This is a genomic window from Planococcus versutus (genome assembly GCF_001186155.3).
GTDB lineage: Bacteria > Bacillota > Bacilli > Bacillales_A > Planococcaceae > Planococcus > Planococcus versutus.
This window is the reverse complement of sequence record NZ_CP016540.2, coordinates 1,778,745-1,800,817: the sequence shown is the minus strand read 5'-3', so window position 1 is coordinate 1,800,817 and position 22,073 is coordinate 1,778,745. Positions and strand designations below refer to the sequence as shown.

28 protein-coding genes and 2 pseudogenes are annotated in these 22,073 nt (G+C 35.3%); 18 read left to right on the top strand and 12 right to left on the bottom strand.

Annotated elements, in window-relative coordinates:
* The first annotated feature begins 77 nt into the window (after window positions 1-77).
* From I858_RS09275 to I858_RS09255, 6 genes and pseudogenes are all read left to right on the top strand, one after another.
* A protein-coding gene (locus tag I858_RS09275) for an IS3 family transposase (protein WP_157886468.1) occupies window positions 78-1,222 on the top strand; the annotation gives its coding sequence in 2 pieces (ribosomal slippage) (window positions 78-324 and window positions 324-1,222; 1,146 coding nt in all).
* Between the two features lie 123 nt (window positions 1,223-1,345).
* Complete coding sequence (locus I858_RS09270) at window positions 1,346-2,239, top strand: acyl-ACP desaturase (RefSeq protein WP_065524625.1); 894 nt, start codon at window positions 1,346-1,348, stop codon at window positions 2,237-2,239.
* A gap of 23 nt (window positions 2,240-2,262) precedes the next feature.
* The gene (locus I858_RS09265; protein ID WP_065524626.1) at window positions 2,263-2,517 is read left to right on the top strand and encodes a hypothetical protein; all 255 of its coding nucleotides are present in this window, start codon (window positions 2,263-2,265) and stop codon (window positions 2,515-2,517) included.
* Window positions 2,518-2,674: 157 nt separating this feature from the next.
* Window positions 2,675-2,967: pseudogene (locus I858_RS17685) on the top strand (ATP-binding protein); the annotation flags it as partial.
* 113 nt (window positions 2,968-3,080) lie between these two features.
* On the top strand, window positions 3,081-3,233 hold the full coding sequence (locus I858_RS17025) for a hypothetical protein (RefSeq protein ID WP_157886512.1): 153 nt from the start codon (window positions 3,081-3,083) through the stop codon (window positions 3,231-3,233).
* A 12-nt stretch (window positions 3,234-3,245) separates the two neighbouring features.
* On the top strand, window positions 3,246-3,467 hold the full coding sequence (locus I858_RS09255) for a RepB family plasmid replication initiator protein (protein WP_065524627.1): 222 nt from the start codon (window positions 3,246-3,248) through the stop codon (window positions 3,465-3,467).
* A 237-nt stretch (window positions 3,468-3,704) separates the two neighbouring features.
* Here the strand turns inward: I858_RS09255 and I858_RS09250 are convergent, their stop codons facing one another.
* The 3 genes from I858_RS09250 to I858_RS09240 all read right to left on the bottom strand — a co-directional run bounded on the left by I858_RS09250 (window position 3,705) and on the right by I858_RS09240 (window position 5,275).
* Window positions 3,705-3,968, bottom strand: coding sequence for a type II toxin-antitoxin system RelE family toxin (locus tag I858_RS09250; protein WP_065524628.1), 264 nt, complete (start codon window positions 3,966-3,968; stop codon window positions 3,705-3,707).
* 6 nt (window positions 3,969-3,974) lie between these two features.
* Window positions 3,975-4,187 carry a type II toxin-antitoxin system RelB family antitoxin gene (gene relB / locus I858_RS09245; RefSeq protein WP_065524629.1) on the bottom strand — a complete coding sequence of 71 codons (213 nt, stop codon included), beginning with the start codon at window positions 4,185-4,187 and terminating at the stop codon, window positions 3,975-3,977.
* 194 nt (window positions 4,188-4,381) lie between these two features.
* The gene (locus I858_RS09240; protein ID WP_239457120.1) at window positions 4,382-5,275 is read right to left on the bottom strand and encodes a hypothetical protein; all 894 of its coding nucleotides are present in this window, start codon (window positions 5,273-5,275) and stop codon (window positions 4,382-4,384) included.
* A 330-nt stretch (window positions 5,276-5,605) separates the two neighbouring features.
* On the opposite strand from I858_RS09240, the gene I858_RS17220 reads away from it, so the two are divergent.
* Entirely contained in the window at window positions 5,606-6,505 is a 900-nt protein-coding gene (locus I858_RS17220; protein WP_065524630.1) for an SAV1803-related protein, read from the top strand.
* A 353-nt stretch (window positions 6,506-6,858) separates the two neighbouring features.
* Here I858_RS17220 and I858_RS09230 read toward each other — a convergent pair whose 3' ends face one another.
* Both I858_RS09230 and I858_RS09225 read right to left on the bottom strand, forming a co-directional pair.
* Window positions 6,859-7,182, bottom strand: a complete 324-nt coding sequence (locus I858_RS09230; RefSeq protein ID WP_065524631.1) for a ribonuclease E inhibitor RraB — start codon at window positions 7,180-7,182, stop codon at window positions 6,859-6,861.
* A 53-nt stretch (window positions 7,183-7,235) separates the two neighbouring features.
* The gene (locus tag I858_RS09225; protein WP_065524632.1) at window positions 7,236-7,790 is read right to left on the bottom strand and encodes a GNAT family N-acetyltransferase; all 555 of its coding nucleotides are present in this window, start codon (window positions 7,788-7,790) and stop codon (window positions 7,236-7,238) included.
* A 449-nt stretch (window positions 7,791-8,239) separates the two neighbouring features.
* On the opposite strand from I858_RS09225, the gene I858_RS09220 reads away from it, so the two are divergent.
* Both I858_RS09220 and I858_RS09215 read left to right on the top strand, forming a co-directional pair.
* A complete protein-coding gene (locus tag I858_RS09220) occupies window positions 8,240-10,198 on the top strand; it encodes a hypothetical protein (RefSeq protein ID WP_065524633.1) in 1,959 nt (652 codons plus the stop codon).
* A 358-nt stretch (window positions 10,199-10,556) separates the two neighbouring features.
* Window positions 10,557-11,453 (top strand): tyrosine-type recombinase/integrase, encoded by an 897-nt coding sequence (locus I858_RS09215; RefSeq protein WP_065524634.1) that lies wholly within the window; start codon window positions 10,557-10,559, stop codon window positions 11,451-11,453.
* 287 nt (window positions 11,454-11,740) lie between these two features.
* Here I858_RS09215 and I858_RS09210 read toward each other — a convergent pair whose 3' ends face one another.
* Window positions 11,741-12,025, bottom strand: a complete 285-nt coding sequence (locus tag I858_RS09210) for a hypothetical protein (RefSeq protein ID WP_065524635.1) — start codon at window positions 12,023-12,025, stop codon at window positions 11,741-11,743.
* Entirely contained in the window at window positions 12,018-12,323 is a 306-nt protein-coding gene (locus tag I858_RS09205) for a DUF2089 family protein (protein WP_065524636.1), read from the bottom strand. Before I858_RS09205 ends, I858_RS09210 begins: the two co-directional genes overlap by 8 nt.
* Window positions 12,324-12,730: 407 nt before the next feature.
* Between I858_RS09205 and I858_RS09200 the strand changes: the two genes are divergently transcribed.
* The 3 genes from I858_RS09200 (at window position 12,731) to I858_RS09190 (ending at window position 13,976) form a co-directional block, all read left to right on the top strand.
* On the top strand, window positions 12,731-12,925 hold the full coding sequence (locus I858_RS09200; protein WP_065524637.1) for a helix-turn-helix transcriptional regulator: 195 nt from the start codon (window positions 12,731-12,733) through the stop codon (window positions 12,923-12,925).
* Window positions 12,925-13,383: a hypothetical protein gene (locus tag I858_RS09195; protein ID WP_065524638.1), complete on the top strand. Its 459-nt coding sequence runs from the start codon at window positions 12,925-12,927 to the stop codon at window positions 13,381-13,383. Before I858_RS09200 ends, I858_RS09195 begins: the two co-directional genes overlap by 1 nt.
* A 227-nt stretch (window positions 13,384-13,610) precedes the next feature.
* Window positions 13,611-13,976, top strand: a complete 366-nt coding sequence (locus I858_RS09190; protein ID WP_065524639.1) for a hypothetical protein — start codon at window positions 13,611-13,613, stop codon at window positions 13,974-13,976.
* A gap of 297 nt (window positions 13,977-14,273) precedes the next feature.
* Here I858_RS09190 and I858_RS09185 read toward each other — a convergent pair whose 3' ends face one another.
* The gene (locus tag I858_RS09185; RefSeq protein ID WP_065524640.1) at window positions 14,274-14,852 is read right to left on the bottom strand and encodes a histidine phosphatase family protein; all 579 of its coding nucleotides are present in this window, start codon (window positions 14,850-14,852) and stop codon (window positions 14,274-14,276) included.
* 162 nt (window positions 14,853-15,014) lie between these two features.
* Here I858_RS09185 and I858_RS09180 point away from each other — a divergent pair, with 162 nt between their 5' ends.
* Entirely contained in the window at window positions 15,015-15,503 is a 489-nt protein-coding gene (locus I858_RS09180) for a hypothetical protein (RefSeq protein WP_065524641.1), read from the top strand.
* Window positions 15,504-15,538: 35 nt separating this feature from the next.
* On the opposite strand, the gene I858_RS09175 is transcribed toward I858_RS09180, so the two are convergent.
* Window positions 15,539-15,763 (bottom strand): hypothetical protein, encoded by a 225-nt coding sequence (locus I858_RS09175; RefSeq protein ID WP_065524642.1) that lies wholly within the window; start codon window positions 15,761-15,763, stop codon window positions 15,539-15,541.
* Window positions 15,764-15,944: 181 nt separating this feature from the next.
* On the bottom strand, window positions 15,945-16,214 hold the full coding sequence (locus I858_RS09170; protein ID WP_157886511.1) for a hypothetical protein: 270 nt from the start codon (window positions 16,212-16,214) through the stop codon (window positions 15,945-15,947).
* Window positions 16,215-16,644: 430 nt separating this feature from the next.
* On the opposite strand from I858_RS09170, the gene I858_RS09165 reads away from it, so the two are divergent.
* Window positions 16,645-16,848 (top strand): hypothetical protein, encoded by a 204-nt coding sequence (locus I858_RS09165; protein WP_071645362.1) that lies wholly within the window; start codon window positions 16,645-16,647, stop codon window positions 16,846-16,848.
* A gap of 164 nt (window positions 16,849-17,012) precedes the next feature.
* Here the strand turns inward: I858_RS09165 and I858_RS09160 are convergent, their stop codons facing one another.
* Together I858_RS09160 and I858_RS09155 are read right to left on the bottom strand one after the other, a co-directional pair.
* Window positions 17,013-17,612 carry an HAAS domain-containing protein gene (locus tag I858_RS09160; protein WP_065524645.1) on the bottom strand — a complete coding sequence of 200 codons (600 nt, stop codon included), beginning with the start codon at window positions 17,610-17,612 and terminating at the stop codon, window positions 17,013-17,015.
* Window positions 17,605-17,955, bottom strand: a complete 351-nt coding sequence (locus tag I858_RS09155) for a PadR family transcriptional regulator (RefSeq protein ID WP_204249420.1) — start codon at window positions 17,953-17,955, stop codon at window positions 17,605-17,607. Before I858_RS09155 ends, I858_RS09160 begins: the two co-directional genes overlap by 8 nt.
* 1,290 nt (window positions 17,956-19,245) lie before the next feature.
* On the opposite strand from I858_RS09155, the pseudogene I858_RS09145 reads away from it, so the two are divergent.
* The 4 genes and pseudogenes from I858_RS09145 (at window position 19,246) to I858_RS09130 (ending at window position 21,968) form a co-directional block, all read left to right on the top strand.
* Window positions 19,246-19,799, top strand: a pseudogene (locus I858_RS09145) (recombinase family protein).
* A gap of 487 nt (window positions 19,800-20,286) precedes the next feature.
* Window positions 20,287-20,631, top strand: a complete 345-nt coding sequence (locus I858_RS09140) for a helix-turn-helix domain-containing protein (protein ID WP_065524648.1) — start codon at window positions 20,287-20,289, stop codon at window positions 20,629-20,631.
* On the top strand, window positions 20,609-21,364 hold the full coding sequence (locus tag I858_RS09135; RefSeq protein WP_239457118.1) for an ImmA/IrrE family metallo-endopeptidase: 756 nt from the start codon (window positions 20,609-20,611) through the stop codon (window positions 21,362-21,364). The genes I858_RS09140 and I858_RS09135 overlap by 23 nt, the downstream gene beginning before the upstream one ends.
* Window positions 21,354-21,968 carry a hypothetical protein gene (locus I858_RS09130; protein WP_065524650.1) on the top strand — a complete coding sequence of 205 codons (615 nt, stop codon included), beginning with the start codon at window positions 21,354-21,356 and terminating at the stop codon, window positions 21,966-21,968. The genes I858_RS09135 and I858_RS09130 overlap by 11 nt, the downstream gene beginning before the upstream one ends.
* Window positions 21,969-22,073: the final 105 nt, after the last annotated feature.

Below are 22,073 nucleotides of genomic sequence, written 5' to 3'. Positions count from 1 at the left end.
CTGGATAGTCTACACTTAGTTGGACAGAAAAAATAAGGGGGCGTAGAATAGTCCACTATACGTGAGGAGAATCTACCATGCCACAAAAAAGACGAACATTTTCCCCAGAATTCAAAAAACAGGTCGTCGCGCTGCACGCAGGCGGAAAAAGCCGACCGGATATTGTCCGGGAATACGACCTGACGGCTTCCGCCCTCGATCGGTGGATTGCCCAATCCAATCAAACTGGCTCGTTCGAGGAAAAAGATAACCGAAGCCCTTTGGAAACGGAATTGCTTGCCTACAAAAAACGAAATAAGCAGTTGGAGATGGAAGTGGATATTTTAAAGCAAGCGGCGCTGATCATGGGACGAAAATAGAGATTATCCAACAGAATCAACACCTCTATTCAGTATCAGCAATGTGCACTGTCCTCCAAATTGCCCGCAGCACCTTTTACTATGAGACTTCCGTTTCGGTAGAAAAAGCACACCAAAAAGCCCAAGCAGAACAGGAGTTGAAAGACGAAATCTGGGCGATCTTTCACGAGAATCGCCGCGTCTATGGCACACGCAAGCTGAAAAAAGAGTTGGCGAACAGAAAGAAATGGGTGATCTCGAGACGCCGTATTGGACGCCTCATGGCGTCACTTGGCATCCAATCGAAATACGCGCTGCCATCCTACAAACCGATGGTCACGCCTCCCAATGAAGCGACATACCGGAATGTGCTGAACCGCCAATTCAATCCGGCAGCGAAAAACGCCGTGTTGGTCAGCGACCTGACGTATGTAAAGGTTGGCGGCCGCTGGAACTATATTTGTTTCCTTCTCGATTTATACAACCGTGAAATTGTGGGGTACAGTCTGGGCGAGCGTAAAGACGCTGCCCTGGTTCAACGTGCCTTCGCATCGGTCAAAGGCGACTTGGGAGCCGTGAAGCTGTTCCATACGGACCGCGGATCTGAATTCAAGAACACCGGCATCGATGCGCTATTAAAGACGCACCAAATCGAACGGTCGCTGAGCCAAAAAGGAACCCCTTACGATAATGCGGTGGCGGAAGCCACGTTCAAGATTTTGAAGACGGAACTCATCAACGGAATGTGCTTTGACACGCTTAACCAGCTAGCGCTTGAACTGTTTGATTACGTGAATTGGTACAACCATGTCCGTCTACACAGCAGTCTGGGCTATACCAGCCCTGTCACTTATCGAAACGCAGCCCTTAAAAAAGTTGTTTGATTTAGTGTTGACGTACCATTCGACTATGGAAACAGAGAATTATTTATAACTAGATTTATATTATATTTGTTAAAAAAATTCAAATGGTTTAAAGTTAGAAAAACAACTAAAGGAGAAAAGATAATGTTAAATTCAGATTTGGATATACGCTTAGAACCACGCCTTAAAGAATTATATCAATTACATAAGGAACGCTCTGCAAATATTGACTGGAGCTATCACGAATTTATTCCATGGGACAAGGCCATGTCCTTTAAACGAGTTCCTTGGGATAAGAGTCAAGTAACGCTTCCAGAAGGTGTAATTATTGCGGTAGAAACAGCATTACTTACAGAAGTAAATTTACCTTGGTATACTTCGCATTTGGATTATACATTTAAAAATTCAATGGAAGTCATAAATGATTTCGTACGCACTTGGACGGCTGAAGAAGACCAGCACTCTAACTTACTGGAAACGTATTTATTGGTGACACGAAACGTAGATCCCGTAAGATTGCATGCATTAAGAAAACGAGTAGTTGAAAGTGGTTGGTTTCCAGACTTCACAAATCCTCTAGCAACAATGGCCTATACTACTTTGCAAGAGTTAGCTACACTCGTTTTTTATAACAATGTAGCTAAGGTAGCGGGTCTTTACGACAAAGATTTAGCAACATTACTTCGACGTGTAGCGAAAGACGAAGCACTTCATTATGCATTCTATCGCGACACAGTGAAAGCCCATCTTGAACTTGATCCGAATTTCATTGTTTTTTTTGAGAAAGTAATTATTAATTTCTCTATGCCAGGTGCCGTTATGCCAGACTTTAAGGATAGAATGAAAACCATTGCCATAGATACGAATTATGGACCACTGCAATACTTTGACCAAGTATTAGATGTCGTTATAAAATATTGGGATATTGCCAACTTGCAACCTACTAGCGAAGATGCCAAACAATCACAAGCGAATATATTAAAATATCATGGGCGTTTAAAAAGAATCAAAGAGCGTCAGGAAAAAAATAAAAGGTAGATGTATGAAAGGGTATTTTTATAATGAAAACAACTTGCGAAATATGTGGAAAAGAAACGAAAAATCAAGTAAGTTATTTGGAACTTGAAACGTGGGAATTTAATTTTTTAAAGAAAGAGAATAAAGACTTTTATTCTATTTGTTTTAATTGTTTTGATAAACATACGAATGACTTTATTGACCAAGAAATGGATCTTGAATTGAGAAAAAAACGTTCTCGTTTGGTGAATCGAGAGGTCCAAGAAGAAATCGAAGCTATTCTTGAAATCGAAAATTAAGTACTAACTCTATTTATTGAGCCTAAGTTGAAAGCATATGAACATCCGAGGATACAGGAGTCGGAAAAAAGGAAAGTCATCTTCTTTGGAGGGTGGCTTTTCACGTTCTAAAATATTGATATAGATAATAGAGGATTGTAGATACTATACACATTAGTCCCTGCGCTCTTTTGAATTGCGATTCGAAAATTACGATCTCATCATCATCGATGAATTGGACTACATTTCTTTCGATAAAGAAGGCGCTGAGTTACTGTTTACCTATTTATCACCAGCAACCTGTGGTTTGCGAAATGGGAAGAAGTATTTCATGATCCCATTCTGACCGCAGCATTGACGGATCGCCTGACACATAAATCGCACGTGGTGAATATGATCAGACCCTCTTACCGAACGAGAGAAACGCAAAAGTGGCTTGAAAATAGCCATTCAGAAGTGACTCAAAATTAAAGTACTTTGTGGCTCAATTTTCAGATGCGAAATATATACTTAATTTAGTTTTGATGTACTCAGTTGAGAAAAGAGAGCAGCAAAATATAAGTAAATAAATGGGGGCTTTAATTTTGGAATATCCTATGACAATCGCGGGTAGAAACTTGATTGAAAGACTTGAAAAAGATCCACTAACTGAAATAGAAAAGAAGATTATTCTTACAATGGCTAGTATGGTCAATTCAACTGATGAAGAGGATAAAAGTTATGAGTTTCCTATCTAGAACTTTTATGAAATGCTTGGGCTAGAAGGATTGGACAGCAATGTGATATTTAAAGGTGTTGTAGAAGAATTGCTATCTAAAGTAGTGGAGATTCCACGTGAACATGGGGATTGGATGATGACTCACTGGATAGAGAGCGTTAAGTATGTAGAAGGCTCTAATGTGATTCGATTCGGACTTTCACCAGATATTAAACCCTATTTTATGCGATTGAAAAGATATCTCTTCCCTTAAGAAGTCAGCGGCAAGATAGACTTTTTACTTCTCTGATGGTTGTCAAAATAGAACCGTCTCTCACTAAATAAAGAATTCTACGTTTAGAATCATCCGATAGTATTATCAAAGAGGTTAATGTCGCTCAATTTAATGCTGAGAATTGACTGAAATAAAAAGTAAAGTAATCAATAGTAATATCTAACGAAACCAAATAAAAACAGATACAGTCTCTTAATTGAGAATGTATCTGTTTTCTTATTCGTAAATATCTTTGCGATGTCCAACATCAATGATGGTGATGACGATTTTTTCATCTTCAATTAAAGCCAGTATGCGATAGTCTCCTACTCGGTAACGCCATTTTCCCTTGTGATTTGCAACTAATGCTTTCCCTTGAGTTCTGGGGTCGTCACAGTTGTTCAGATTCTTTTCAATCCAGCCAACCAAGAGGGAAGCCTGGTAACGATCCATTTTCTTTAATTTCTTCAATGCCACTTCTGAGAATCGAACAGTATACATATCGGATTACAAACCGAGCTCTTTTTTGACTTCATCCAATGAATAGGTTTTTTCCACATTTGCCAGGACACGATCAAAATGCTCTAAATCGATTTCATCTTCAATCTTTTCAATGATGGCATTTCTCATTAAATCAGAAACAGATGTCTTTTTTAATTTGGCATAATCACGAATCAATTTACTGTCACGTTCATCTACACGCAAGGAAATAGTAGCCACGAATAAAACCTCCTATACTTCTTTGTAATACATTGTATTACAAATTTTGAGTAATGTAAATAAAAATGCTTTTAATTTAGATTTTGAGCAAGTAATAAATAGAAGTCAATACGTAGTATTAAAAAGATCTGCACCCAACTTTTTACGATCGATTCTCGGGTTTTGGAAAGAAAAAATAAGAACTTACATTTTTCCTAGTAATTAGAGAGATAATACTCATGTAGGTTCTCATTAGTGATTCCAAACTCATCCATATCTTGTCTTAGCTTATCAAATTTTTCAGCGGTTAATTCATGAACCTCATAACCTTGCGCTCGTAATTCTTCTGCTGAAGACATTTCTTCTAGGGTTTCGCCTGAGTATAATACCCCATTAACGAACATGGCCTGGTCAGGAGAAGACTCTGTGATTTCTGTAGCGTTCTCAGTCTCAATACTATTAGCTGTTTCTTCAGCAAGCACTTTCATTTGATTAAATGAGTCTAAATCAAATTGATCAGTATCCGTATTCGCTGCTGATGCATCATAAAGAGCTGGGTTATTTTCATAATCAGCCATTAACTCATCAATGGTAACACTAACTTGAGGAGGATCAATTAGCTCGTATCCAGACATACCCATATTGATTACACCATCTACTAGATTAAATGTATCACCTTTTCGTTCAATCATATAGACAGGATGCCCAGTCCCAGCACCGGAATGAACTTGTATGAAGATGGAATTCTCATCTAGCCCGTATAAGATAAAATACATACCTTCACTGATAAGTTGCGGTTCTCCACGCTCATCATAATATGGCGTTAGTAAAGCCACTTGTGTATCCATTGGCAATGCTTCGAATTTTTCACTATTTGACTCTTTGTTCTGAATAGAGGATTCAGCTGTAACTTCTGTTTCATCACTTGTTGAGTCTTCCTCAATTATCTCAGTTTCTTCAGCTTTATTGACTTTTTCCAATTCTTTTCGGACTTCTTCTGGATAAATAGTTTCGAGCTCCTCTTTTGTTAGTTCATTGCTTTCTTGGTTACATCCCACTAAAAATAATATACTAAAAATAATACCTAACTTAAGGATATTTTTCACCATCTGCCACCTCTTTCTACGTAATATCTACTATTAGAATAGTACCATATTTTGGATGTTTATTTGAGAGGATTAAAGAAGGTAGAATATTTGCTGTAGCTTTTAAAATTTTCCTAGAGTAGCCGATTGGGCTATGATCCTTGAAGAGTTAAGACAGTAGAGGAATGACTTTACTAATATGTACTTGCTTATCCTTCACTCAACTCTTGAGACATAAAGATAAGCATCAAAGTAGCAGCTCTACTACCCAACTCTGTTACTTATCGAATTGAAAAATGTAAAAGTTTATTTGATCTAGTGTTGTTATATAATAGAAAAAAGGGGGAGCTATAAATGGGTATTTATAAAGAGTATGAGGATCTATTGTCGAAAACTTATGCCGAAGTGATTCTATTTTTACTTCAGAAATATGGTTCTGCCCAAGATGATTTTTTTAGAGAAAAGTCATATCAGCGTTTCATGAATGGTGAAATTAAAAGGATTACAAAAGGAAAATATTCAAGAACTAGTGAAGGTTTGTACTGTCACCATATTGATGAGAACGCCTATTTGAATCTATCAAATCAATTTTTTATTGAAGAGAATCAACTTTCTTTTGAATTTCAGAAGAAAGAAAGATTAGTTTATTGTGATTTGATAGAACATAATATTTTACACGCTTTGATCACACAGGAAACATCTCAAGAATATGGTTATCTAGGATACGATCTTTTTTTAAAACCAATGATTGAAGAATGGTTTATTGATGAAAAAATACCTAAACTTGAGTGGATGAAAAACTGTTACCATAAGTCTTTTTTAATACCTGAGGAGGCAGTAAATATACTAAATAAGATGGAAAAGAAAATCGGCAGAATCTATCCCAATACGCCACTTGAATACCATGAAGAAAAAGAGAGAAGAAGAGAAGAATTTAAACAAAGCATAATAGATAAAGAGAAACGATTAGAACAAGAATATATAGAACGACAAAAGCAATTGAAAATCAGTCAGAAAGAGTGGCGAAAGGAAGATAATGAACGGTTTTATCGTGATTATCCAAACTTCAAAGATACAGGGATGCAATTTCATTCTCCGAGACTAAAAATAGTAGCTCTGTTGTATGACTATAAATATAAAGAGACCTATAAGAGCAAAAAGGAACTTGATTCAGCAATGAAGCCAATTATCAGAGACAAACTTGTAGAAGAATTGTATGAAATCATTTCTAATGTCGAGGAAGGCAAAAGATAGCATAGATTTATCAACGAGAGGATGCGATTAAGGATTCGAGAAATTTATTCTCGCGTCTTTTTTTATAAATGAAAAAGAGGTGGAAATGTCAACAGCAATTAAATTCGTTAAACTAGCATGCCACCAAATCACAATTTGTTTTCTGAATGCTCCCCATAGACATCACTTGATTATAAAAACAGAGGATTGTCGATACTAATATTATTTTCTACTGGAACAACGAGAGCATCAAAAAAAATTGGCCAGTATGAGCCTAGTAAAATAACGGGCTCATGCCAACCAATTAGCTGCATAAACTAAAAATCTAGCTTTAAGGGCTCACACCTATCCAACGATTCTTTTTAAACAGCCGTTTAGTTAACCATGAGTCCCCATCCCTCTGTATAACCATCATGAGGTTTACTTAATTCGTCAAGTCGTTTTTGTATATCTACTATCTCTTTGTATTTTAAAAGCATCGTTATAAAACAATAACAAGTCCATTCTTCAGTTTCCTCATCTTGTTCTAATTCACAATTAAATCCTTCACTTCTTAAAGTTTCTAAAATTGCTTTATCGTTCTTTTTAGCTGGAACTGCAATCACAAAATCAACATTTTGTGGTTCTGTAAAGTCAACGCCTTGTTTAGATAACATTTTTAATACTTGTCCATCTTCATCGTTGGGGAATACTGTCATTTTTTCGTCTCCTTCAGATCTTGAGTAGTGAATTAGTTTTTGCTAATATGTTATCACTTTGTTCTGTTGAGCCAATTCTCTCTTGTTAACTTCATATTAATAGAGTCAATCCATTCTCCTTGGAACTCCAGATCGTTTTTATCAATGCTCGATGGTACAAAGCCAACCTTTTCATATACATGCCTGGCTCTTGGATTAAAGTCAAAAACGCTTAAAGTTAGTTGATTGAGTGTCGTATTTTCAAATACATAATCAATGGTCAGTCGAGTCGCTTCCGTTCCCAACCCTTGATTTCTCCCTTTTGGTCCAATGAGAATCCTGAAATTCATACTATGATTTTTTTCATCGTATGCATTGATCACCACTTCTCCTACTAAGAAGTCCTGGGATGGATCAACAATAGCAAGATCCAAGCGATCCGTTTGTCTATTTCTTGTATTGTACCAATGGAGAGTTGCTTCCTGATTAAAATCCGAATCGCTCCCTGTCAGTTTTAATACTTCTGGGTCCTTTAAACATTCCTCTATAAAAGGAAAGTCCTCATCCTTAAACGGTCTAAGAATAACTGTCTTTCCTACTAGTAGTGGCTTATCACCTAGATAGACCATTCCATTCACACGCCCCTCATTCGTTTTAGTTTCCCTTCAAAGCTCAAACAAGTTGCAAAAATAGTCTAGAAATGGTCATTTAAACTTTCTTAATCACAACGTTAGTTAAACCAACATACCAGTTAGCCATGACATTAACACTCCTGTTTGTGAATGCTTTCAATAAATATACCATTAGGTTATGAAAGCAGAGGATTGCCCGAACTGTTGAAATACGTGATACTGGGAACCTCATTATAGATAAGTGCGTTTTTTAAAAACGAATTGTTATAATTTTCATACTTAACTTCTAAAGAAACATTTAAATCGATGGTTAGCTATATTCTATAATGTAGGTAAAGTAAAATATTATAGGCATAGCTGTACTATACGCTATAAATTACAATACAAAATAAATTAACTTCTTATCAGTATTATATTAAAAGATTAAGAAAAGAGGATTGATAATCTTGTTACTAGATAATCCAGAAAGATATAATTTTTATAAGTTAGAAAATATGATAAAAGAAAATCCTTCAAAATTTATAAATCATTTAAATAACCTTTTAAAAAATGATGGTATAGATAGTGTAATAAGCGCTATAAAAAGTACCGGGATTTCAATAAATATATTCAACGAAAAGAAACAAAAAGATAAATTCCTTAAAATCATTGAGAGTGTTTGGAGTGAGCTTGAAATTGAGGGGAAATATAAAATTATAAAAATGCTGAAAGAATCTACTTATTTCAATAAATTGTTTAGCTTTCAAGGAGAACTCCGAAAAAATTACTTCAAAGAAAATGGTATTTCTAATGATAGATTTGAAGTAGTTTCATATCTCATTTCTTTAGAACTTTATTTGAGAGAAATAGATGATGATACTACAAAAGTAATCGCCGAAAAATTTATATTAACAGAAAATCTATTTGATTCCGCAATCGAATCTACTGGAATGATTTTAAAGAATTTTATGTATACTAGAAGCGATTTTATAGGGAGTAAACGAAACATTTCTCCAAAAATAATCGAGATTACTGAAAAGCATATTTTGTTTAGTAATTTTTGGAATGAGCTTAATGATGTATTAGAATACTGGAAGTATTCAGAGGTAGAAATCATCGAAAAAGACGATGGGAAGATACACTTTAATATCAGTGATGATGGATTTGAGTTAAATAATCAAATTTCAAATGAAAGGTTTTTAAATCTTCGTCATGGTTGGCAATTCAATGAGATAACTAAAATATTAAGTAAGTACAATAAATTAGAAGAAGAGGGAATAGAAAACTCACTTTTGAATAGTAGTAAATCACTTGATACTCTTTTTGCAACTTTATACTTTGGTTCTTCTCTTTTAAACGAAAAAATAGAAGGTTTGTCACTTACCGAGTGGATTAAAGCTTATCAGCTTTTAAAAAGTGAAAGTGATATCTTTTTAAAAAAACAAAAGAAAACTCAATCATTAAATCTCGAAAAAATTTGTTTAAGCAAAACTGAATACGAATGGAAAAAATTTTTTATACAGAGTGGGTTTACTAAAGAACAATCAGAAGGAATTATTCATTTTTTTACTTTTAACAGAAAATCATTGGATTTAGTAGATTGCCCATTTATAAAAGTAGACGATAAATTAGTGATAGTACCAACATTAACAAAACATGCAGATACTGCTAGAGCATTAGCTTCTAACTTCCTTAATAGAGATGTGAACTTAAGTTTTAAAGGACAAGGATTTGAGGATAGAACTAAGGCGGGTTTACTAATAAATGGCATTATAAATGGTAGTTTATACAAGCGAATTAATGGGACAGAATATGAATGCGATGTTGCATTCATATTAGAGGATGATTTATTTTTCATTGAATGTAAAGCGCACGTACAGCCATTTACTGGAAGACAACATGCGAACCATTTGTATAAATTATATAAAGAGACAGATCAAATAAATAGGATAGCAGATTTCTTTGAAACTAATACACAAATTGTGAAAGAACAGTTGAATTTGAATGAAAATTTTTCACCAAAAAATATGTATAGAATTTTATTAACAACTTCGATGATAGGAACTCCTATGTTTATAAATGGAGTCTATATTGTTGATGAATCTTCTTTTACCATGTTTATAGATAGAATCCCACCTTCGTTAACATACGTTAACAAAGGAAAAAGTAAAAAATACTCAAGTACTAGATTTGATATATTTAAAGGCGAATTAACAAGTCAAAAATTGATTGATTTTTTAAGTGCACCTCCACAAATAGATATAATAAAAGATTTCTATAAGAAGACCGAAATAGAAACGGAACTATGGGGTATAAATAGAAATATGAAAGTTAACCAAACTATACATTTTGACACTGATTTATCTGATACAGAAAAATCGCTAATTCTAAATAACTTTGGAGATATAGATTTAGAAAATATATAGAGCATCTACATTACAAATTATAGTTAAATATTTTATGGAGATTAGAGACTAGTATGTTCCTTATACACAAGGGTTCAATATTGATTAAAATCTAATCAGAGTTAAAATTTATTGGAATTTTCATAGTAGCAAAAGAAAAGACTTACAAATCTTCTGCTGAGCTGAATCTTTTCTGTTGTTATAAAATTTTATTTAATAAAGATTCAACCTATCAAAAACGATGGTTTATAAGAGACAGAGAAGAAGGTTCGAATTTTTTTCTTTGTCTCTTTTGCTTTGTCTCATAATTCTTTTCAAAATCAATTTATCATAAATGGTGTCTCAAAATGATTTTGAAAAGAAATGGGGAAGAAGTAGAATGTCAGATTTTGAATTAGTAATGCACCAAGATGCACTGGAGACTCAGAAGCGTTACCACAACAGGAAAATTCATATTGAAAAAAAGATGGAGGAAATCCCAAGGCAATACGACGGGGATATTCGTAGGTACAAAAAGTATTGCTGTAGTACGAGTCAAATTGTTGGAACAGAGGCGATGCTCGATTATTTATATATATCGCTGATTGAGCAAAAGGTTAAAAAAACAACATGGGAACGACGATTGGCAGCTATTCGAAAATATTTGAGTGTGATTCATGGAATAGATTTTAGAGCAGAGGCTAGAGTTGCATACGAACTTTCAGCAATGAGGAAGATGTATCGTGAGGATCAGTATGCTCACTTAATCCAAGTTCAAGGAAAGTCAGCCATTGATAAGAAGGAATTGATGAATATTATAAATACTCTTCCGATAAGAGCAAAGACGATTTGTTTAGTTAACTTGGTAACCGCCAACAGACCCAATGAAATGGTTCGATTAAGAGTACGAGATTTTGATTTGAAAAATAGACTTGTTCATGTTTATTTGAAGAAACAAAAAAGATGGCATACTAAACGGCTCACAGTAGAAGTCATTAATGCAGTCGACGTTTATACACGCGAATATGACCTTAAGACAGATGACTACTTCGTAGGGAGAGTATATAGGAATGGACGCTACGAAAGCACCGCAATCAGCGAAATAGGTTATGGTAAAGCTTTGCAGCGATGGACAGGACTCACCGGCTATAATTTCAGGAAAAGCCAAGTGGTAGCAATGCACGCAGCAGGCGCAGACTTACCAACTATTGCGAAACAAACAGGTCATCAATCTCTTGAAACATTAAGTCAACACTATCTTACAGTGACTGAAATAACAGTAGATCAGTACATATGAACTGAGACATAATCCGATTTGTAAAATTTGAAAGTAAGAAAGAAGAGTAATTCTTTGAGTAGCACTCTGATTTCAAAGGTGAGTCATCTACCTGTCCATATGACTACCAGTAGTTGAAATCATTTGCAGTGATTTTAAATCTTAATTTACATGGAATTTAAAAGCACCAGTGTCCTCAACATAGAGGTTACCGGTGCTTTTAGTTATGTGGGTATTTCATTTCAAAAAATACTCCTAATATAGTTTCTTATAATTAAGTGCATGAACAAAATCTTATACTTGTAAGCTTAGCTTATATCATGTTTCTCCATTTTATCTAACTCTTCTTGTGTGTTTGTACGAAGTGCTTTGCGTCCTCGAGACCATTGCTCAAGAAGGAAAAGTAATAAAACTACCAAAATTAATATGTAAGCAAGAGGACTTTTAACACGGTCAGTAAACAGCATCCATGTTAAACCACCTATAACAAGAATTGGAATGATGGCTCCGAAATAAATATTATGTCGAGATGATAAGAAATACTGTAGTCCTAGAACTGCTGCTGCTGATAAAGGAAATAAAAGATCATTCATTATTACTCATCCTTTCAGATTTATACTTTTCAATTATACTTTTGGCATCCTCTATATTAATGCGATTTTCAATAGCCAATTGTTTAACGTAACTGATTAATGGTTCTTTCTCTAAATTAACATTCATCTCAATTTTTTGAATAACACGATCGATTCTAATTCTTACTGTAGGATAGGAAACACCATAATTTTTCGCTATTTCTTTTAAAGATCCTGAACTTATAATGAAATTTTTCACGAATTCTAAATCCTCACTATTTAATGCCAAAACCCATGCTGGAATTTCATCTTTGTTCATTCAAACACCCTCCTTGTAGTTTATAATATATCATACAAATTAATAAAATGTAATATATTTTAAAGAAAAAATTTAACTTTATTAATTAAACTATAAATAAAGTTAAAGTTAGTGCTTTTTAATGAATTAGCTAGATGTTAAGTTGAATTCAATAAACTTTTAAAAAGAGAATTAGATGTCACTTTAAATGCTATTTTTCATGTGAATTGAGAAACCCTAGTTATTCTGTGAAAACAAGGTTGCTGTGAGCTTTAATTTAGATGTTGAACTTTCGATAAAGTGTAATATGTAGACCGTTTTCACCTCAGATAAAATAAAAAGTCATAAGAAGTTGAGATCTTCCGCATACAATGTAATATATAAATTGCATATGTTAGATATATATTGCAAAAAAAGCAGGTGGATCGATGGAAAATAAAGTAAAAATAAATCGGCTGGAATTGCCAATCACTCAGGAACAGTTAGCCAAAAAAGTCGGGGCAACAAGGCAAACAATCGGATTGATTGAAAAAGGAGAATATAACCCCAGTCTCCAACTTTGTGTGGCCATCGCAAAGGAACTGGGAAAAACCTTAGATGAATTATTTTGGGAGGTCGATTAATGATGAAATCATGGATATCTTTCTTATTGCCAGATGATGAATATAAAGAGAGCAAAATATTGTATTTTTTCTCAGAAGGGGCAATACTCCTTTTCTTATCACTTCTCGTCACATTCATTTGCAGCAGATTTATTAGTTTTGACACAGAAACGGTTCTATTTCTTCATGTTGTTCTATTCGTGGTTTACGTTTTAGGAAGATACATCGTATCAGGCATTGAATTTACGAGTATTGCGACTGAACAGGAATATCAAAAAGAATTAAAAGTGATTCTTGTAAAATCTGCCGGATTTACAGCAATGTTCATTTTAGTATATCCGTTCATAAGTGGATTGCCGGTCAGTATCAGTGAAGGGCTTGGAATTATAGGTTTCTCAACATGGGCAGGATTGATGATGTTTTTCATTAATTTCATTTCATTAAAGCGTTCCTACAACAGAAATAAGGAATTAATCTAGATCAGAACATCGAATAAAAAAGGACTGTGCCTAAAAGTCATGTATCTTAATCTTTTAGGACAGTCCTGTTTTATTTTCGTTTTATGAGATACAACTGATTGCTACCGATAATAAATGATATGTAAACTCATGTCTATTCAAAATATGATCCAATATGTTATATATGTTCTAACATTCTAAAAAGGATGCTCCCTTACTATCTCTAATTATTGAAAGGAGATTTATTGATGACCTACTTTTATTACATTGCCTCCGATATCGAGTTAACCACGGAAATCTATAAAGAACATGAATTATATTTTGAAAGATCTAATGAACGGATTAAAGGATTCGACTTTCCTATCCAACTTGAAATTGATAATGGTATTAATACAAAAGAAGAAGTAGATATTCTGTTTAAGTACATTCACAAAAAAGCTGAAAATCACAAAAGATGTAGCTTTCAAGTTGCCAAGCTGGTTAATTCTAATAGAGTACCATTCAAAGTCTTAGAGAAAAAACAAGTACACTTACACAAACTCAAGTCTTCAGAAGAATTATTTTTGCCTGAAGGCCATTTGCTCACTATCAAAAAAGTTCCAGTAGTTTATTAATAATGGGTAGATGTAATTCAGCTTAAACCGTTCGTAAAAGTACACCTACATGAATGAAAAAAGAAGGTGCTTAGGACCAGCACCTTCTCCAGCTTACTTTTATAGACTTCCGATAAGCTACGATATGTAAACCTAGATCTTTTGAGATTCAAGTTTTAAAACCTTGTAAAACAGCATTCTGAATGTATCATTTTTTCTAATGAAGCTAGTTCGGAATGATTTTCAGGTGAAGCCATTAAAATCAGGGTTGTGAATGTAACTTAATTAGCATTATGTTACATTCAAATTCCATGTAAATCACTCTACAATCAAACGGAAATGCTCAGTCTCTTGGAGAAAATCTTCTCTGGTAAGTTGTTGGCTTGAAATCTTTTGCCGATAAGAAGTTATGGTCCCGTCATGCGTAACAATATAGATTCGTTCACGTTGAAAGCTTCGGCAAAAACCAATGAACTCTTCAGTCAGCAAATTAAATTCATCTTCAGATAAGACATTGATGCCTGATGACCATAAAGAAGATGCAAGATCTGGTGCAAGAACAAAGTTTGGGAATTCATAGTGAAGTCTTTCTAAATCAAGCAATTCATCACACGGCAATGTCGTGGCAGCCAATCGTGTAGGGAATATACGAGGACCTACTAATGGATGCACCACTCTATTACACTCCATATTCTCACTCCAGATTGAAGCCGTTTGGAGGGTTCTTAAAGCCGGACTGACAATTAAAACGTCCTCAAAAGTTATCGGAAGGGCCGATTGTAACTTTTTTGCCTGTATCTTTCCTTGGATGGTTAACGGGGGATTACTCATGTGCAAACTTTCAGGTAAATTCAATGTATGTTCGCCTTGGCCGTGACGAATAAAAATCAACTCCACTTTTTTACCTCCCCTAAATAGCTTTATTCTCACGTATTTGAATGTAACTTAATTCACATTAAGTTACATTCAAAGTTAGAATATTATTTGGATATTATATACATAAAAACAAATATAAGGTATTATACTGAGGATTATTGTAAAAAATGAGGAGGATTTAATATGTTAAAGAAAATGTTTGCGTGTTTATTGGTGATAGCTCTATTTGTATCTACTTCTAGCTCAGTATTTGCTAATTCAACAAATGCAAGATCCACTTCCCCAACAACTACTTTTGTTGAAGAAAAAACACCAGTTGTAATTTCAAATTTTGAGGAAGAACCTGAAATAGGTACGTATGGATTTAAAGGTTTTTTAGTTAAACAGTCCTTAGCTTTAATAAGAGTTTCTGTCGATAAGGGTGGCGATGTTTTAGCATATGTTACCAAGTGGTTAGACAAAGATGCTGCCAAGTATATTACAAATAATAAAAGTAAAATCACTGGGGCAATAAAAAAAGTGGAAAATTGGATTGATAACGCAACAGATGTTACTCAAACTACAATCAAAACGAAATTAAACTCAGAACTAAGCAAAGCTGGAGTTCCGTCAAAATATTCTCTTCAAATTGCAGATGCAGTAGCAAGAACTGTCACTTGGCTAATGTTATAAAAAATATAAGAACCCTCTAAAAACTGAGAGGGTTCTTATATTTTTTTGTGGGGACCACGGTTATCTTTTATATCATTTTCTAATTCTTCAATCTCCAAATTCCAGCTATCGAGGGTGTGTAACAAAACTTCTCGAGTGATTCTCGGATAACTATCTATATTTTGATTAATTTCTTTCTGTAATTCTAATTTATCAAGTTCAAGTTTTTTCACAGCTTCTTTTTTTTGCTCAATCGTAAAATATTCATATAATCTTCTCAATACTCTCAGTCCTTTTTTTAATATTGTAGTTAAGTATATATATTTAATTTTTATTAATCAATATTTTGTATTTTTTACTATTAATCCCATATTATTTTGCAATTAATATAATTACTGACGGTCTCCTGAATGTAACTTAACTGCACATAAGTTACATTCAAAATCCCTAAATCAGTGCCTTTTATTTGTTCCAGATCCTCGCCCATAAACTTCGTGTATCTTTTTTAGGCATTATCGGTTCCGGTTCGCTTTCTTCCTCCTGTGAGGACGGTTCTGACGTATCTATCTCTGGTTTTTCGGGTGTTGGTGCAATTAACTGCTGCTGATGTTCCTCTATCTGATCCAGTTGATGCTTCATCTCTTCTAAGGCTTCTACAAACAAAGAATCCCGTTTTCGTATTTCTTCTTTCAAACTTCGATTCTCTTTTTCAATGTCTTCCAATTTTTTCAAGATAACGGCTGCCGCGACGTCGTCATGACGCCGCGACCTCTGTGACGGTGTAAATTTGGCTATTACTTTTGTTTCTTTTAAAAAGAATCCCTTCCGATTCAAAGCGAAGGCTGTACTTTCGTAACGTTGAAGTAGAAATATTTAATTGCTTACAAACTTCACTGGGTGTCATCATCAATGGCTCATCACCTCTTTGATTTTCATATTATAAGAGTTTGATTACTCTTGCATCTTGTTTTTTGGAAAGAATTTTTAAAAAATAAATAATAAATTGCTCGACAGCAGACATAGATGCTGAACCTTTTCATCAATATAACTTAAATTTTTATAACTTGTTGTTTAAATCGGCGAAAAATACTTTAGAGTAGGTCATAGGGAATATCTGTAAGTATAGATTTCAAAGGAAAAATATATGAATGGAGGAACGCTTTTGTTGACAGTTTTACAAATTTTATTCGCTGCACTTGCGATAGGAATTTCTATCTTCATGATTTCCACTGACTCTTATGACTATCAAAACTATGTCACTGTCATCCTGATTTTCTTAATGCTTGTAATGGCAACTAAAGAATTTAAAGAAAAAAGAAAGATGACAGGATGGCTATTAATTGCTGTCGCAGGTTTACCAATGTAATTAACCTTGGCGTATGTAGAATGTGCCTCTAGTAGACATAACGCCATTACGCAATAAGAAAAAGCTGCCCTGTAAAGGCAGCCGATTGTTCAACTAATAAAGCACCTCGTTAGTTTAATAAGAACAGGGATGCTTATACCACAAACGCGCCCTTTTGTTGAACTTTATTTCGATGCCCATATTACAAGACCGATTAAAAATAATCCCATAATAACAGCGACAAGCAGACTTCCTATAGGACCAAAATGAATAATAGGACTGTCTATATATTTATTCAAATAAATTATAGAAAATGATATAGCAGATAGTAATAGTACCATTCCAAGTTGTAATATCACTCGATTTGCAATGGGTCTATCTTTTGTTGCATTATATTTAAAGTATGAAAAAGCTAATAGAATAAACATAGTGCTAATCACAATGTGACTGCCAATTTCCAAGACAGTAAACGAAAGATTTAGGCTCATTATATCCGGGAAAATCATAAAAGAAAATGATCCGAAAATGATTAGACAAATATATTTGAACCAGTTCTTATTATCAGTTGCCAATTCACCAGAAACCATCTTCATATATTCTCTTGGGGATTTCCCAACAACTTTTTCAATAGGCTTCCCATTTCGTTCAGCTTCATATAAATGATTTTCTAAATCGTTTATAATTTCATCTACATCACTCAAACTTTTTCTATTGGTAAATAAATAAGTACGTAAATCATCTAAAAACCTTTGACTCTTTCTTGAAAGTTCCAATTGACTATTCATTCGTCTCATCCCCTTTTATGCCTGTTTCGAAATGTAAGACTCTGTTTACATTGATTTGTAAGGTATTCCAACGTACGATAAAATTTTCTAATTCTACTTTACCCTTGGGAGTTAGTGAGTAATATTTTCTTTTAGGTCCTGCAGTAGATTTTTTAAAAGTTGATGAAACAAGTTCTTCCTTCTGCATACGTATTAACAATGGATATATTGTACCCTCACTGAAAGAGTCAAAACCGAAACCTCCTAGTTTCTCCGCTAGTTCATAGCCATAGACTTCTTCATTTTCGATAATAGCTAGTAAACATCCATCAATTATGCCCTTGAGCATTTGCGTCATTGACAAATATATCCTCCTCCGTTCACTACCTTGTAATACAAGGGTTATGGTTATATACCTTGCGTAACAAGATATATCCAAATGATAAACTACTTTGACTTGTTATGCAAGGTAGTTAAAAACCCATTCACTAATTACTTTAAGATCTTATTCAATTGAGGAGCTATAGTTCAATAGATGGCAATAAGATGGCCCGTTTGCTTAACTTCAAACAATCGACCTTCTTTGCCACTTATTCAAATGATAAGCCTAACTTTCAGTTTGTTCAATCACTTTTCTGAGGATTTTCCGATTAATGAAGTATTGCACCTTATAAATATACTGTTGCAACATATCGCATCAAAACGCCCTTCAGATTCCGTATTCATCCTCTATACAGCTCTGGTTGACATAAAAACGGTTATCGAAAGAAATTAAAAACAAAAAAATGCTGAGTTCATAGCATCTTCTTTTTTATTTTTCTTATAGGACTTCCGGTAATGTTTCTAAATACATGTCCAATCCCATTGCTTAACCATCCGTTTCATTTGTTTTTCGCCATAAAAATAGGCAGCCTTAGTTACCCCTTGTCTATTTTTATTATACTAGTTTGTTGTTGAATTGCGTTTTTGTTCTCGTCTGCGTCTCAACCAGAGTATATCGAATGGGAGCCAGACGATGAACGGGATCAGGATCGCCAGCCAAATCTTGTACTCGTTATTCGGAAACAGGAACAACATTAGAAGCATACTGATCGTCAATGCGACGTAAGTGAGAATGACTAATTTCGGATGTGTAGAAAACATAGCGCAACCTCCTTAGATAAAATCAGAATTCTTAACTTAAATATACTCAGAATTTAAAACAATAGCTAGATAATTTTGGAAATAGTAACCGTTCGTAAAAGTACAGCTTTGCGAACGCTTCAAAAACAAGTGAAAAACGCTAAAAAGAACGTTCGTAAATGTGGTAAGACACTTTGCGAACGTTCACTAATTTTTTTATACTCTTACAAACCCTATATAGAAGAAACAGCATTAAAATATGTCATTACGAATCCCGCTGGCTCTTATTTTGATTTCGTCATTTTGTAGAGGTGTTTCGATTCAAGAAAGTTTATCAACTTTGAATTTTATGCTAACGTCCTCTGTTCCAAAACTCGTCCTTTTCTGAACACGACATTCGTCGGTTTGAAAAGGATCTTTTTTCATGCGTTTCGTGTTATAAAACCCTGTACAGTATTCTATGTGCATTAACTGCGCCGTTTTTATCTTATGGTACAATAGATTCATCGAAAAAGAAGAGAGGAGGGATCGAGTGCTCATTGGATATGCGCGTGTGTCTACAGGATTACAAAATTTGGATTTACAGATGGATGCGTTAACAGCTTACGGCTGCGATAAAACATTCCACGACAAAATGAGTGGGACGAAAAAACAACGGCCTGGTTTAGAAGAAGCCATCTCGTATGCTCGTGAAGGAGATACGATTGTGGTTTGGCGATTGGATCGCTTGGGACGAAATATGCAGGACTTGATTCAACTGGTGAATGCTTTAAATGAACGGGGTGTCGCCTTCCATAGTTTGCAGGAAAACTTGACGATGGATAAACGCAATGCAACGGGGCAATTGATGTTCCACTTGTTTGCGGCATTCGCTGAATTTGAACGAAACTTGATTGAAGAACGTTCAGCTGCAGGACGAACCGCTGCCAGAGCGAGAGGACGGCTAGGTGGACGGCCAGAAAAATTCGGACCAAAAGATATTGAGATGATGCGTTCATTGATTCAAGGGGGACCCCCATCAAAGATGTGGCTGAAAGATGGGGGATTTCTCGTACCACCATTTATCGTTACTTAGAAAAACAATAACCTTAACAAAGTACGGATTGTAAGAAAATCAAGCATGTAAAAAAACTCCGCTAACCGAAGTTAGCGGAGTTACTTGTTTAGGGAGCTATTACCCGGGCGGCGTATCCGGGATCTCTGATAACTCATCGTGAGCGCATGGGGAACCTTTCCCACCTTAATAGCTTAACTTTATTAGTATAAGGCTCAAAAAGTATTTGACCCACCGTGGTCCGCATGATGAAAAGGCGTGATGGGTTCTGTTCTTCCCAGTGTAACATGAGTTTCTTCTATTATATAGTTCCCAACTGCAGCGGCCGGAATGATTGGTATTACTATAGGATGAACATAGTCCGATCATAAGCGCTTAAAATTATCCAACTATGCCGTGGCTCAAAAAGAAGTTGTTCATTAGTGACTATGGAAGAGACAGAAGAAAGAAAAAGTAAGTTAAATTGTAGTCGACTACAAAAAGTTGTATAATAGATGTAGTTAGAGGAGGCGGTAGAGTATGAGAACAAATGAAGTAGTAATCGAAAAAGTGAAAATCTGGCTCCAAGAAAATGGAAAGTCCCATCAATGGTTAGCTGAAGAACTAAACATAAGCAAAGCATTAGTTGGTCATATGCTGTCGGGGAATCGAACAATTCAACCCAAAAGAATCCCTGAGTTAGCAAAAGTACTTGGGATGTCGGTGAATGAACTGATGGAAGACAGCTCTCTCAACTCAAAACGGTTGGTTGTTCAGCTGAGAGGAACCACGTCCAATCGACGTTCCAAGCAAGAAGTGCAAGAGTTGTTGTTTGTGATTGAAGATTACCTGGGTTTAAAGCGTGGGCAAACGAATGGATCGTAAAAAACAGGCAGAGGCAGTCGCAGAAGCGTTTGCGGCTGATTTTTTAGCAGAAACTACCGCCAGTGCGATCTTTATTGGCTCTCATATCGAACGAATCCTTGCGAGTAAGGCAAACGTGATTTACCAATACGTAGAAGATCCAACTTACTACGGGGCAGCTGTCAGTCATGAATCGGGGACGCAATTTATTGCGCTGAATACGTTCCATTCATTGCGGGTGCGTTATTTCACCGCAGCGCATGAGCTATGGCATTTATCGGAAGCTAGCCAGTTACAAGATGAACATTTTGATCACGAACGCGCAGCCGATCGATTTGCCGCAGCCATTATGTTGCCGAAGGCAATAATGAAGGATTTATGGCTTCAGTTCAAGAAATTATATGAGCCGAAAGAATCCGTTATTCTCATTGCAGATTTTTCGGAAGTTCCTTATGAAGCCGTGGTTCGCCGGTTGAAAGAATTAGGGATTTCCCTTAGTGGAATTTCCTTTACGGAAGAGGAATGGAAGAACGAACGAGTAAAGTTGGACTTGTCTGAGAGCACGTTAGATGTTTCCCAACGGCTTGAACGTTTTACTGCCTATGAGCGTGTTGTCGAAGAAGCTCTTGAAAATGGAGTCGTTGATTCTTTGGGCGCATCCCACAAACTAAAGAAGTATAACAGCCAGTTGGCGAAAAAATTACAGGAACAAGAAATGAAGCGTGTCGCAGAGGCAGAACAGCATGAAACGTAAAGGCAAAGTGTTTATTGACGCTAATATGATCATTCATGCTGGAAGTTTTCAGAAGACGGATGTATTTCAATGGTTGAATCAGTTATACGAAGAGATTTATATTCATATAGAAGTTCTAAATGAGCTTCAGGTAGCATCGGTACGAAAAAAGGCAGACCAATTCATAGCGAGTGGGCAATGGATTTTGTTTGATCCGCAAGCAGAAACGCTCATCCCGACAGAAGAATTGTATGATTTATATGTGATCTATCTGAGGGAAATGCGCAAGGCATTTTATCAACTCGATGTAAAAAAAGAGGCTGAAGGACGCCGATTGAAAAACACAAACGACCTTGGCGAAATTCATAGCCTAGCAGCCGCCATGCTCCTGAGTGCAGGAATCATTTGTAGCAATGACTTGGATATTCGTGAAGTCATTGAAGATGCCCCGATTTACATCACCATTGAAGAAGACGAAGAAAGTGTATTGATGCAACAAGATACACTGGAAGATTTTTGTTACTTTGTGATTTCACATGAAATTGCCGAACGGAGTATGGTACGAAAATTTTTCAAAGCCATTCAACCGCAGAAGATGGAGAAATTCGATAGAAGAATAACCTGACTTGTGAGGAACAACCAGGTTACACACGGGTGGTTTGTGTTCGTAAACGTGGCATACAATAAAAGAACGTTCGTAAAGTGTGTTGAGACCTTTACGAACGTTCTT

What these genes read in the sequence shown, in the direction of transcription:
- I858_RS09130 (WP_065524650.1), top strand. Translation starts at nt 21,354, where the DNA reads ATGAAACGTAAAGGCAAAGTGTTTATTGACGCTAATATGATCATTCAT.
- I858_RS09230 (WP_065524631.1), bottom strand. Translation starts at nt 7,182, where the DNA reads ATGACAGTATTCCCCAACGATGAAGATGGACAAGTATTAAAAATGTTA.
- I858_RS09205 (WP_065524636.1), bottom strand. Translation starts at nt 12,323, where the DNA reads ATGAACAAAGATGAAATTCCAGCATGGGTTTTGGCATTAAATAGTGAG.
- I858_RS09140 (WP_065524648.1), top strand. Translation starts at nt 20,287, where the DNA reads ATGAGAACAAATGAAGTAGTAATCGAAAAAGTGAAAATCTGGCTCCAA.
- I858_RS09240 (WP_239457120.1), bottom strand. Translation starts at nt 5,275, where the DNA reads ATGGTGAAAAATATCCTTAAGTTAGGTATTATTTTTAGTATATTATTT.
- I858_RS09200 (WP_065524637.1), top strand. Translation starts at nt 12,731, where the DNA reads ATGGAAAATAAAGTAAAAATAAATCGGCTGGAATTGCCAATCACTCAG.
- I858_RS09265 (WP_065524626.1), top strand. Translation starts at nt 2,263, where the DNA reads ATGAAAACAACTTGCGAAATATGTGGAAAAGAAACGAAAAATCAAGTA.
- I858_RS17220 (WP_065524630.1), top strand. Translation starts at nt 5,606, where the DNA reads ATGGGTATTTATAAAGAGTATGAGGATCTATTGTCGAAAACTTATGCC.
- I858_RS09160 (WP_065524645.1), bottom strand. Translation starts at nt 17,612, where the DNA reads ATGAATAGTCAATTGGAACTTTCAAGAAAGAGTCAAAGGTTTTTAGAT.
- I858_RS09255 (WP_065524627.1), top strand. Translation starts at nt 3,246, where the DNA reads ATGCTTGGGCTAGAAGGATTGGACAGCAATGTGATATTTAAAGGTGTT.
- I858_RS09225 (WP_065524632.1), bottom strand. Translation starts at nt 7,790, where the DNA reads ATGGTCTATCTAGGTGATAAGCCACTACTAGTAGGAAAGACAGTTATT.
- I858_RS09270 (WP_065524625.1), top strand. Translation starts at nt 1,346, where the DNA reads ATGTTAAATTCAGATTTGGATATACGCTTAGAACCACGCCTTAAAGAA.
- I858_RS09250 (WP_065524628.1), bottom strand. Translation starts at nt 3,968, where the DNA reads ATGTATACTGTTCGATTCTCAGAAGTGGCATTGAAGAAATTAAAGAAA.
- I858_RS09180 (WP_065524641.1), top strand. Translation starts at nt 15,015, where the DNA reads ATGTTAAAGAAAATGTTTGCGTGTTTATTGGTGATAGCTCTATTTGTA.
- I858_RS09190 (WP_065524639.1), top strand. Translation starts at nt 13,611, where the DNA reads ATGACCTACTTTTATTACATTGCCTCCGATATCGAGTTAACCACGGAA.
- I858_RS09210 (WP_065524635.1), bottom strand. Translation starts at nt 12,025, where the DNA reads ATGAATGATCTTTTATTTCCTTTATCAGCAGCAGCAGTTCTAGGACTA.
- I858_RS09215 (WP_065524634.1), top strand. Translation starts at nt 10,557, where the DNA reads ATGTCAGATTTTGAATTAGTAATGCACCAAGATGCACTGGAGACTCAG.
- I858_RS09195 (WP_065524638.1), top strand. Translation starts at nt 12,925, where the DNA reads ATGATGAAATCATGGATATCTTTCTTATTGCCAGATGATGAATATAAA.